This is a genomic window from Kitasatospora sp. NPDC053308, assembly GCF_055585785.1.
The window spans coordinates 1-11,344 of sequence record NZ_JBVJJY010000040.1 but is presented as its reverse complement, the minus strand read 5'-3'; the positions used below and the strand labels follow the sequence as shown (position 1 = coordinate 11,344).

9 protein-coding genes and 1 rRNA gene are annotated in these 11,344 nt (G+C 75.8%); 1 reads left to right on the top strand and 9 read right to left on the bottom strand.

Annotation, left to right across the window (positions count from 1 at the left end):
• Window positions 1-52 precede the first annotated feature (52 nt).
• Window positions 53-952, top strand: coding sequence for a LysR family transcriptional regulator (locus ACZ6Y7_RS37415; RefSeq protein WP_465762443.1), 900 nt, complete (start codon window positions 53-55; stop codon window positions 950-952).
• Window positions 953-1,012: 60 nt separating this feature from the next.
• On the opposite strand, the gene ACZ6Y7_RS37410 is transcribed toward ACZ6Y7_RS37415, so the two are convergent.
• The 9 genes from ACZ6Y7_RS37410 to rrf all read right to left on the bottom strand — a co-directional run.
• Window positions 1,013-1,780 (bottom strand): ZIP family metal transporter, encoded by a 768-nt coding sequence (locus ACZ6Y7_RS37410; protein WP_465762442.1) that lies wholly within the window; start codon window positions 1,778-1,780, stop codon window positions 1,013-1,015.
• 240 nt (window positions 1,781-2,020) lie between these two features.
• Window positions 2,021-3,802: a restriction endonuclease gene (locus ACZ6Y7_RS37405; RefSeq protein WP_465762441.1), complete on the bottom strand. Its 1,782-nt coding sequence runs from the start codon at window positions 3,800-3,802 to the stop codon at window positions 2,021-2,023.
• Between the two features lie 114 nt (window positions 3,803-3,916).
• Window positions 3,917-5,791: a hypothetical protein gene (locus tag ACZ6Y7_RS37400; RefSeq protein ID WP_465762440.1), complete on the bottom strand. Its 1,875-nt coding sequence runs from the start codon at window positions 5,789-5,791 to the stop codon at window positions 3,917-3,919.
• Between the two features lie 179 nt (window positions 5,792-5,970).
• Window positions 5,971-6,360, bottom strand: coding sequence for a cupin domain-containing protein (locus ACZ6Y7_RS37395; protein WP_465762439.1), 390 nt, complete (start codon window positions 6,358-6,360; stop codon window positions 5,971-5,973).
• A 174-nt stretch (window positions 6,361-6,534) separates the two neighbouring features.
• Window positions 6,535-7,191 carry a YigZ family protein gene (locus ACZ6Y7_RS37390; RefSeq protein WP_465762438.1) on the bottom strand — a complete coding sequence of 219 codons (657 nt, stop codon included), beginning with the start codon at window positions 7,189-7,191 and terminating at the stop codon, window positions 6,535-6,537.
• Window positions 7,192-7,588: 397 nt separating this feature from the next.
• Complete coding sequence (locus ACZ6Y7_RS37385; RefSeq protein WP_465762437.1) at window positions 7,589-8,878, bottom strand: DUF6986 family protein; 1,290 nt, start codon at window positions 8,876-8,878, stop codon at window positions 7,589-7,591.
• A 134-nt stretch (window positions 8,879-9,012) separates the two neighbouring features.
• Window positions 9,013-10,632 carry a DUF2637 domain-containing protein gene (locus ACZ6Y7_RS37380; RefSeq protein WP_465762436.1) on the bottom strand — a complete coding sequence of 540 codons (1,620 nt, stop codon included), beginning with the start codon at window positions 10,630-10,632 and terminating at the stop codon, window positions 9,013-9,015.
• A gap of 254 nt (window positions 10,633-10,886) precedes the next feature.
• Window positions 10,887-11,078, bottom strand: a complete 192-nt coding sequence (locus ACZ6Y7_RS37375) for a LuxR C-terminal-related transcriptional regulator (RefSeq protein WP_465762435.1) — start codon at window positions 11,076-11,078, stop codon at window positions 10,887-10,889.
• 190 nt (window positions 11,079-11,268) lie between these two features.
• Window positions 11,269-11,344: ribosomal RNA gene (gene rrf, locus ACZ6Y7_RS37370) — 5S ribosomal RNA — on the bottom strand; the annotation flags it as partial.

Below are 11,344 nucleotides of genomic sequence, written 5' to 3'. Positions count from 1 at the left end.
AACCGTGTAGCACCAGCGATGAATTCTGAAGGAGACACTTTAGGATCGCTGCATGATGGACCTGGGGCGCCTTCGGGCACTGCACGCGGTGGCGGTGCACGGCTCGGTCGGCGGCGCGGCGGCCGCGCTCGGGTTCACGCCCTCGGCGGTCTCGCAGCAGATCGCCAAGCTGGAGCGGGAGACCCGGACGGTGCTGCTGGAGCGGCAGGGCCGGGGTGTGGTGCTGACCGACGCGGCGCGCGAGCTGGCCGTGACCGCCCAGACCGTGCTGGGGCTGGTGGAGCGGGCCGAGGTGCGGTTGGAGGAGCAGCGCGGCCAGGCGGTCGGACGACTGCTGGTGGCCGCGTTCGCGTCCGGCGCGCGCGGGCTGATGCCCGCGGTGCTGGCCGACCTGCGGCGGCGCTGCCCGGAACTGGACGTCCGGCTGCTGGAGCGCGATCCGTACCCGGCGGCCGAGCTGGTGGCCCGGGGCGAGGTGGACCTGGCGCTGGTGCAGGACTGGCCGACCGTCCCGCTGCCGGTGCAGGAGGGGCTGTCCCGGATGGATCTCGGGACGGACCCGGTGGACCTGCTGCTGCCCGCCGACCACGAGCTGACCGCACTCGATCCGGTGCCGGTGGAGCGGCTGTGCGGGCAGCGCTGGATCAGCGTGCCGCCGGGCAACATCTGCCACGACTGGCTGGTGCGCACCCTGCGGGAGGCCGGCGAGGAGCCGGACGTGCGCTACCAGGTCGGCGAGTTCGAGACGCAGATCGCGCTGGTCGCGGCCGGCCTCGGGATGGGCCTGGTGCCGAAGCTCGGCCGGGGACCGCTGCCGCCCGGCGTGGCGGCCCGCCGGGTGACGCCCGAGCCCAGCCGACGGGTCTACGCGCTCTGGCGTTCCCAGGCCTCCCGGCGGCCGGCCATCACCGAGGCGCTGGCGTCGATGCGCGAGTGCTGGGGGCGGCTGTAGGAGCGGGGCGGGAGCGGACTGGGCGGCGGTCCCGGCCGCGGCCGACGCTGGCGCGCCGCCTCACTTGGCGAAGCCGATCACCAGCCACATGAACCCGACCCCGGCGACGGTGCACAGCAGGGTGCTGCGCGAGGGGTGCGGGCTGTGCGCCTCCGGGAGGATGTCGGAGGTCGCCAGGTAGAGCAGGAAGCCGGAGAAGAAGCCCAGGTAGAGGCCGAGCAGGTGCTCCGGGATGGTGAACGCCAGGGTGATCGCGGCGCCGGACACCGGGGCCAGCGCGTCCGCCGCCAGCAGGGTCAGCGCCCGTCGGCGGTTGTTCCCGTACAGCCGCGTGATCGTGTACGTGTTGAAGCCGTCGGCGAAGTCGTGGGCGACCACCGCGATGGCCACCACGGTGCCGACCGCGGTGCCGGCCTGGAACGCGGCGCCGATCGCGAAGCCGTCCATCATGCTGTGCCCGACCAGCGCGAGCGCGGCGGTCAGCCCCACGCCCTGGTGCCCGGTCCTGTGGGAGTGCCCGTGGTGGTGCCCGCCGTGGGTGTGCTCGGCGTACTCGCCCTCGTGGCCGCGGTGGATGGCGACCGCGCGCTCGACCACGTGGATGGTGAGGAAGCCGGCCGCGAACATCAGCAGCGCCTGCGGCACGCCGTGCACCTCGCCCGGCGCCTGGTGGATCGCCTCGGGCAGCAGGTCGAAGGCGACCACGCCGAGCATCAGTCCGGCGGCGAAGCCGAGCACCAGGTGGCGGCGGTCGCCGGTGCGCTGGGCGACGAACCCGCCGATCAGCGTCATCAGGAAGGCCCCGGCGGCGACCAGGACGGCGGTCATCGGGCCGGCTCCGCCGCCGGGGCGGCCGGATCGCCCGTACCGCCGTGTGGTGTGCTGCCCATTCCTCTCCCCCTGGGGTCCGCCCGTCTCCGGGCCGACCGCCGACCGTACCGGACGGCCGTTCGACGACTGTCGACGGGGTGCCGGGCGCGACCGGGAGCCCGTTCTCCAGCCTCGGTCCGGGCGTGGCGGGACGCCCGCCGGATGGGCCGTCGGGGGGATCCTCGGGATCGGGGGCCGTCAGCGGCCGGCGGCGAGGGGCAGTCCGAGGTGGGTGCGGGCGAGTTCCCGGACGCCGTCGCCGTCGATCAGGTGGATATGCCGGTGCGTCTCCTCGGCGGTGAGGTCCAGGGCCTCGTCCGTGAAGCGGCCGGTGGTCAGCCGCAGACCGCGCTCGGCGGCCTCCTCGCCGACCGCCTCGGCCAACGTGGTGATCTGCTCCGCGGTGACCGGCTCGGCGCCCCGGGAGGCCCAGACCACCCAGCGCCCCGGCAGCGCACTGCCGGGGGCGCCCTCCCCGGTCGCGACCAGACCGGCCGGACCGCGCAGCCGTACGCTCCAGTCGGCGAGCCCGCCCCGGGTGAGCAGGTCCCGCACCAGCTGGACGAACTCGTTGCCGGACAGGTCGGGCGCGGCCGGCACGGCGGCCCCGGCCTGGGCGGCCGGCTGCACCGCCACCCGGCCGTACGGGTCCGGGGTCACGGCGGCGTCCAGCTGGCGCAGCCGGACCAGGGCCTCGTCCTGCTCGGCGTCGGCGTAGACGCCCTCGTCGTCGCGCTCCTCGTACGGGGTCTCCGGCGGCAGCAGCCGGGTCCGGGCCAGCGCGTCGCGGTCGGCGTCCACGCTGACCAGGCAGAGCGGCTCGGCCGCGCCGGGCTCGCGCAGCCAGCCGTTGAGGACGACCCCGGCGAGTATCTCCTCGGTGTCGACGGCGTCGGCGGCCTGCAGCGCGCGCAGCGCCAGCCGGGCGACCAGCCGCAGGTAGTCGGTGGCCCGGTCGGCCGGCGGGCGCGGCACCGGGACGATGTCGCCGTCGGGCGCGAGCCGGTAACCGGTGAGCGAGGGCACCAGGTCGAGCGGCGGCAGGTCGAGGTCCAGGACGGCGGTGCGGGTGAGCGGGCGGAACACCGCCCGGCAGGGGGCGGGCAGGTCCTGGGTCGCGGTCTCGGCGGCGGCCAGTGCCCGCTCCAGCAGGGACTCCACGGCGGCCGGCTCGGCCAGCCGGTAGGCCCGTCGGCACTCCTCCAGGCTCTCGTTGTACTCGCGCACGGCGCGGGCGCGGGCCTCCTCGGCCGCCGCGTGGGCGCGCCGGGACTCGTCGACGGCCGGGCTGCCGGCCTCGGCGCGGCGGGTGCGCCACTCCCGCAGCGCGCGCTGGTGGGCGAGCCGGGCCTGGGCCAGTTCGCGCTGGTAGCCGGAGTCGAGCAGGCGGCGGGACGGGGCGGCGTCGGGGTCGGCGACGGCCGGCTCGGCGGGCGCGAAGTCCTCCCAGCGGGGCTCGGCCTCGTCCACCGCGTCGGGACCGCCGGCCGGGTAGGGACGGGGCTCGTAGTGGCGCAGCTGGCTCTCGAAGTCCATCGCCGAGACGGGCAGGGCGGCCCGTCGCAGCAGGTCGGCCAAGCGGTCGTGCTCGGCCCGTACGGTGACCGTGCGGTGGTGGGTCAGGGCGGCGGCCCGGGCGTGCGCGGCGACGGCCTCCTCCGGGTCGGCCGAGTCGGCGCCGGCAGAGCCGGGGGCGGAACCGTCGGGCCCGGAGGTGCCCGGGTCGGCGCCACCGTGCTCGGTGGCGCCCACCCGTGCGCCGGCCGCGTCGCCAGGAACGGCCGGCCCCGGGACGGACGGGCCGTCACCGGCCATTCCCCCTCCGGGGCGGCCGGTGGAGCGGCCGGTGACGGCACCGTCCGGTTCCGGTTCCGGGGACTCGTCGACGCCCAGGTCGCGGAACACCGAGGCGAGGAAGCCCGGTTGGGGGGACCGAACGGTCGCGGCGCCGTCGGACCGGCCGTCTGCTGAGTGCTGCATCGGTCGTCGTTCCCCCATGCTCGTCCGGCGCCTGCCCGGGGCGGTCGACGAACCCGCGGACCCACCCCTGCCGGACATTGTCCACCGAACGGGCGCGGCGGTCAGCCGAGCCGGTCAGTTGGTCCGGGTGTTGGTCAGGTGCAGACCGATGTAGCCGACGTAGATCCGGCCACTGCCCGAGCAGTCGTCCAGGTAGTGCAGCCGGGGTGCGGTGCGCCCGCCGCCGATCCGCAGGTGCGCTCCCATGAACGCACGCCGGGAGGCGTCCACGCACTCGGGCACCGGCAGCATCCGTTCGCGCTTCCACTTGGTGTGGCTGAACACCGTCCTGGACTCGCCGCGCACGGCCTTGCGGGGCGGGAAGCGGTGACAGCCCTCCGGGGTGTGCTCGCACCACTGCTTGAAGTCCCCGCCGGCCGCGCCGCGGACGGCCGCCTCCGCGTACTCCTGAAGGGCGGTCAGGCCGTCCCAGGCGAGCCGGGCCCAGCCGGCGCCGGTGCGCCGGAGTTCGTCCAGGGCGAGCGTGGTCTTCTGGTCCCCGGTGAAGGTCAGCAGCGGGAACTCGCCCAGCCGGGACATGAGTTCGGTGAAGGACTCGGGCTTGCCGCAGCGGCTGGAGTCCGGGGTGCCGGAGTGCTGCCCGAGGGCCGGTCCGACGCCCGCGCCGGTGCAGTGGCGGCCGGTCAGGGCGCGGACGCCGGACCGGAGGCGGCCCTCGCGGACCTCCCGCGGGTCGTGGCCCTCCCGGTTCTGGCTCCGGTCGCGCCGGTCGTGACGCTCCAGGCGCAGGGTGCGCCGGACCCGCTCCAGCTCGTCGGCCCTGGCCTGCTGCTCGGCGCGGTCCTGCTGCTCCTCCCGTGCGAGCTCGGCCAGTTCGGCCCGCTCGACCCGTTCGGCCTGTTCGGCCTGGGCGGATCGCGCGGCGCGGGCAGCGGTCTCGGCCGGGATGCCGGGGCGAACGGCGGTCCGGCGGAGCTGGGCCGGCGGGACGCGCAGCACCGGGACGGCCGCCAGCGGCGGCGGCAGCGGCTGGTCGGCGGCGAGCCGGCGCGGCTCACGGGCGAGCAGCGCGGCGGCGCGCCGCAGGTCCTGTTCTATTCGGCTCCGGGCGAGCACCGGATGTCGCGCGCCGTCCGTGCGGGAGGCCGGGTCGACCTCGGGCAGGTAGGTGCGGACCGCACCGCCGTAGACGGTGTGGTACTCCAGTGCGACGTTGAACGCCGTCCGGGCGCCGGGATCCAGCACGTAGGCGGTGGCGAGCCCGGGCAGCTGGTGGCAGAGCGGACCGACCACGTCCTCGACCCAGCCCTCCAGCGGGAGGTTCACCGGCACGCTGGCGACCACCGTGGGCATCCGGCGCTCCGGATCGCACAGCTCGTCGATCAGGCCGTCCACCTCCTCGGCGGTGATCACCCGGGGCGCGGGGTGGACGGCGGCCGGGCCGTCGCCGGCGTCGAGCAGCGGCAGGAGCGAGCGGGTGAGCTCGGGCACCGGCACCCGGCAGGGCGTCCGCACACCGCTCCCGGTGCTGTGCGTCTCGGCCTCCAGCCGGACCCAGGTCCGGCCCTCGGCCGCTGTGGCGACGGTGAGCGTGAGTTGCTGGGTGCCGTGCGGGGCCGGGGTGCGCAGGCGGCGGCGGTCGTAGCGGCCGCTGCCCGGACCGCCGCGCAGTGGGCCGTGGTCCCGGTCGAGCAGGACCCGCTCGCCCAGGCGGAGCCGCTCGGCGGGATCGGGGGCGGCCTGCGCCCCGGCCCGGCTGCGGGCGGCGGGTGGGGGCTCCTCGTAGCCCTCCCGTTTCAGCCAGGAGGCGAGGTGTTCGTCGGCGAGGGCGACGGCGTCGGCGTGCGGAAGGGCCGTGGTGACGGTCATCCGGTAGGGCGTCGCGGGACCGCGCGGGCCGGGGACGTCGGCACCGGTGTGCGAGCGGGGGTGGCTCTGGGTCGGCCGGTTCGGGGTCGTGCGGTCGGGAGTCGAACGGTCTGAGGTCATGCGCGTACCTCCGTGGTGCGGGGTGGGGTCCTGTGTCCTCCATCGATGGGTTTCGTCCGGTTCCGCCGGATCCTTGCCCAGGAAACGCCACGGCCCGGAGCGGAAGTTCCAACTCCGGCGCATGACCCTACGTTCGAGTGAATCTGTTCAAGCCGTCTTCCGCGTGGCGGAGGCCTCGGCTACGCGGGACGGCCCGTCCCGGGCCCCGACGACGGCGCGTACCGTGGTGCCCGCCCGGGGGCGGCCGGAGTCCGCTCAGGCCCGGCGGGCGGGGCGGAGCCGCGGCTCCACGCGGGTTCCGCGACCGGCACGGCCAGCGGGCAGTCGGCCGGCGCGGCGTAGTGCGCGATCAGTACCACGGGTTCGGCCCCGAGGTTGCGCCCGACGTGGATGTGGACCGGCCCGGCCTCCTCGACCAGGGAGTCGCCCGCGCGGCTGACCTCGACCCGGCCGTCGTGCAGGGTCCGGGTGAGCGTCCCGGAGAGCACCACCACCTCGACCCGGCCCGGGTGGTAGTGCCAGCCCGTGTCCCCGCCCGGGGGCAGGGTGATGGTCCGGACCACGGGCATCGCGACGGCTTCCTGGGGGCGTCCTGCGGCGGCCGGACGGCTTCCTGCCGCCGGCCGGTTCAGGCTAGGCGGGCCGTCGGCGCGCCGGAACGGGCGGTGCCGAAGTGGCCGGATGTGTGTCCGGAACCCGGCCGGCCCGCGGCGCCCTTCCCGGCGCCTCGGCTCAGCCTCGGCTCAGACCGGGACCTCGACGTAGGTGCGGCCAGCCGGGACCGCCGTCGCGGTGCCGCCGGTCGCCTCGGCCAGCCAGGTGTGGAAGGCCGCCACCCCGGGCTCCGGCACCCCCACCTCGATCCGCACCCCGGCCGCCTCGTAGGCCAGGTCGCTCACCGCGTACCCGGCCGCCCGCAGGTCGTTCTCCACCCGGCCGGCCCGCACGTGGTCGGCCGTCACCGCGAGCAGGGCGACCGGCCGCCGCTCCAGCAGGCCGATCTCGTCCACCGCCTCCGAGACCGCGCTCCCGTACGCCCGCACCAGGCCGCCGGCGCCGAGCTTGATCCCGCCGAAGTACCTGGTCACAACGGCGACGGTGTCCGTCAGGCCGCGGCGGCGCAGCACCTCCAGCATGGGTACGCCGGCCGTGCCGCCGGGCTCGCCGTCGTCGCTGGAGCGCTCACGGCGCTGCTCGTCGCCGACCACGAAGGCGGTGCAGTTGTGCCGCGCGTCCCAGTACTGCTTGCGGACACCGGCGATGAAGGCCTGCGCCTCCTCCTCGTCGGCGACCCGGCCGAGGTGGCAGATGAACCGGGACTTCTTGATCTCGATCTCGTGGCTGCCGGCCCGCCGGATGGTGAGGTACGGCCTGGCGGTGGGCTCCGGCGTGGCGGACATGACGCGGTGGTTCTCCCCGGGACGGCGAAGGCTGGCGGGGGGGGGGGGGGGGGGGGGGGGGGGGGGAGGGGGAGGGGGGGGTGGGGGGGGGGGGGGGGGGGGGGGGGGGGGCGGCGGGGAGGGGAAAAGGACTGTGGTTTCCCCCAGGGGAGAGAGGAGTTTTGCGTTCCCCCCCGCCCCCCCGACCCCCCCCGCCAGCCTAGTTGGCGCCGGTGGGCGGATCGACGGACCGGAGGGGGACCGCCCGGACCGGCGTCCGGCAGCGGGGCCGGCGGACCCGGGGATCCGGGGATCCGGGGATCCGGGGTCCCGGGGGTTCACAGGCCGGAGTCCGGGGCTCCCGGGCTCCGCGGGCCGGGGTTCGGGGCTCCCGCGGCTCCGGGGTCCGTCGCCGGGCTCAGCGACCGGCGAGGGCGTCCAGCCGCGCGCGGTCCAAGCCGGTCAGCGCGGTGACCTCGGCGAGGTCGACGGCGCCGCAGTCCAGGCCGCGCAGCAGGTAGCCGCTGAGCGCCCGGGCGGTGGCCGGCTCGTCCATCACGTCGCCGCCCGCCTTGGCGACGTACGCGGCCAGCCGGGCGGCGGCAGCGGCCAGTCCCTCGCGGTAGAAGGAGTACACCGCGACGTACCGGGTCGGCAGGTGCGCCGGGTGCATGTCCCAGCCCTGGTAGTAGGCGCGGGCCAGCGAGCGGCGGACCAGGTCGTGGTGGAGCTTCCAGGCGGCGTGCACCTGCTCGGTGGAGCCGGTCGGGATGACGTTGGTCGACCCGTCGGAGAGCCGGACCCCGGTGCCGGCCGCGGCCACCTGCATGACGGCCTTCGCGTGGTCGGCGGCCGGGTGGTCCATGCTCTGGTGGGCCGCGCTGACGCCGCAGGCCGCGCTGTAGTCGAAGGTGCCGTAGTGCAGGCCGGTGGCGCGGCCCTCGGCGGCCTCGATCATCCGCGCGACGGTGGCCCGGCCGTCCGGACCGAGGATGGCCTGGGTGGTCTCGATCTGGATCTCGAAGCCGATCCGGCCGGCGGGCAGCCCGGCCCGGCGCTCGAAGTCCTCCAGCAGCCGGACCAGTGCGGTGACCTGCTCCGCGTAGGTCACCTTGGGCAGGGTCAGGACCAAGCCCTCCGGCAGACCGCCACCGGCCAGCAGGGTGGCCAGGAACAGCTCCAGGGTGCGGATGCCGCGGGCGCGGACCGGCGCCTCCATGCACTTGACGCGGATGCCGATGTACGGCGGGGCACTGCCCTCGGCCACGGCCGCGGTGACCAGCTCGGCGGCGCGGCGGGCGGCCGCGTCCTCCTCGGCGTCGGGGCGGGGGCCGTAGCCGTCCTCGAAGTCGATCCGCAGGTCCTCGATCGGCTCGCGCTCCAGCTTGGCGCGTACCCGGGCGTGCACGTCGGCGAGCAGGTCGTCGTCGGCGACGCCGAGGGCGCGGGCCAGGTCGGCGGGCGTGGCGGCGTGGGTGTCGAAGGCCTCCAGGGCCTGGCGGCCCCACTCCCGGACGGTGTCGGCGGCGAAGGCGTCGGCCGGGACGTAGACGGTGTGCACCGGCTGCCTGGTCCCGGACTCGCCCGGGTAGCGGCGGGCCAGGTCGGCGTCGACCGGGGCGAGCAGCGCCTCCACGGCGTCCCGCGCGGCGGCGGAGAAGGAGGGCCCGCCCGTCGGCCCGCTACCGTCGACCTCGACCTGCGACATCCCGCACTCCTCCACGCCAAACCAAGGCTTCAACAATTTGTTGATGTGAAGGTAGCTCCGGCCCGGTCGGGCGTCAATGCCCGACCGAGCGGTGGACGGCGGCGCGTCCGGCCGGCCGGCCGGCCCGGGGAGGGTCAGTCCCTGCCGGCGGCGGCGTAGCGGTCCCGCAGCTCAGGGAAGAGCTCGGCGACCTCCTTGGGGTGGACCGAGCCGTCGGCCCCCTTGCCGGTGACGCCGTACTCCCTGGTCAGCCAGTCGGCGAGCCGCTGCGGATCCGGCTGGTGGCCGTGGTTGTCCATGTACGTGACCAGCGCCTCGTAGGCGAGGTCCGGGTCGAGGCGCGAGGGCGCCGGGCGAAGCTCGGAGGGTTCGGCTTGGGCGGGCTCCTCGGCCGGGACCGGCTGCTCGGAACTCGCGGGCCGCCCCTGCTGCGGGGCCGGCTGGTGCTGCTGGTGCTGCGGCTCGACCGGCTGCTCGGACTGCTGCGAGGCGGCCGGCCCCTGGGGCTGCGGCCGGGACGCGGAGGTCTGGCCGGCGCCGGCAACGGGAGCGGGGACGGGGGCCGGGGCGGGAGCGGGCGCGCTGGCGGGCTCGTCGGCAACCGGGCGCGGAGGCTTGAACCAGGGCGAAGCCTGGCCGGGCACGCGCCCGGCCGGGGCGGCGTCGGCCGGGTGGCCGGTGGTGCGGACCGGGCGTTCGGTCCACACGTTCAGCTCCTCCCGGGGCGGCTGCGGGACGGCGGCGGCCACCTCCTCCGGCTCGTGGGCGGCACGCAGCCGGACGGCCGCCAGCTTCGCCAGCATGGGCGCGGCCACCTCAGCGGGCAGCGGCGCGACGGCGGGGGCGGCGGGGGCGGCATGGGCCTGCGCCGCACCGGGCTGGGGCGGCGCCTGCTGGATCTGCGGCGCCTGCCGCGGGCCGGCCTGGCGAGGCTGCGCGGCAGCCTGCGGGACCGCCTGGGCTGCCGGGGCTGTCGGGCCTGCGGCCGGGGCGATCGCGGGGGTGCGGCCCTCCGGGAGATCGAACTCCCGCGCTTCCTGTCCCGCCAGGGCCTCCTTGGCTTCGCGCTCGCGCGCCTCGTCGTCCAGCCGGTCGAGCAAAGCCGGGTCCAGCGGCACGCCGAACTTCGCCAGCTTGAGCGGCAGCAGCGCCTGGATCGGCGCCGAGCGGCGCCAGCCCCGGCCGTAGCGGAAGCGCAGCTGCGCCCGGTAGACCAGGCGGTTCTGCTCCAGCCGGATCACCTCGTCATAGGAGCGGAGCTCCCAGAGCTTCATCCGCCGCCAGAGCCGGAAGGTCGGCACCGGCGACAGGAGCCAGCGCATCACCCGGACCGATTCCATGTGCCGGTCCGCCGTGATCGCCGCGATCCGGCCGACCGCGTGGCGGGAGGCCTCGACCACGACGACGAACAGCACCGGGATGACGGCGTGCATCCCCATGCCGAGCGGATCGCCCCAGGAGGCGGCGGCGTTGAACGCGATGGTGGCGACGGTCAGCAGCCAGGCGGTCTGCCGCAGCATCGGGAAGGGGATCCGCAGCCAGGTCAGCACCAGGTCGAGCGCGAGGAGCACGACGATGCCGGCGTCGACGCCGATCGGGAAGGCGTAGGAGAAGGCGCCGAAACCTTTCTCCATAGCCAGCTCGCGCACCGCGTTGTACGAGCCCGCGAAACCGATGCCCGAGATGATGCAGGCGCCGGCCGCGACCAGGCCGAGCAGGCCCCGATGGGCCTTGGTGAGCGTTGGGCGTGCCATTACGTCTATCAACCCCTGGATGTCGGCTGCGGCCGTACGCTGCCTCGACTGCCGGGTCCCGCTGGTCGGGCCGCCGGACGTCGAGCGACCTCCGGGCTCGGCCCACCGGAGTTTACTCGTACACCTGTTTAAGCGTTCCCGCAGCCTCGGGTGTCACGGCGGGGGGCACCGCGGCCGACCGTGCCGAGCGCGGCCACCGGGCGCGGCGACGGGCCGCAGGCTGCGCGAACCCCCGCTCAGGACCGGGCGGACCGTCAGCGGGCTTTCCACGCCGTGCCGTTGAGGCGCGTGAGCACCGCCGGCACCCGACGGTTGGCGTTCTCGGCCGGGGCGAGTTCGAGCTTGGTGCAGATATCGGCGATGTGGCTGGCCACCGCTCCGTCGCTCACCGAGAGACGGAGGGAGACCGCCGAGTTGGAACAGCCCTCGGCCATCAGTTCCAGCACCTCCGCTCGTGCGGGGACAGCCGCAGCAGCGGTTCCGGCCGACGTGAGGTGGTCTGCGCCACCACGACGCCGCCGGCCATGGCCACCAGGAGCGCGAAGAGGACCCGGGTGGTCGGAGCAACACTGCGGCTGGACCGGGAATGCGAAAAGACCCCCTCCCGGATCGGGAGAGGGTCTTTTCTGAATGATTGTTCGGCGGCGTCCTACTCTCCCACAGGGTCCCCCCTGCAGTACCATCGGCGCTGTGAGGCTTAGCTTCCGGGTTC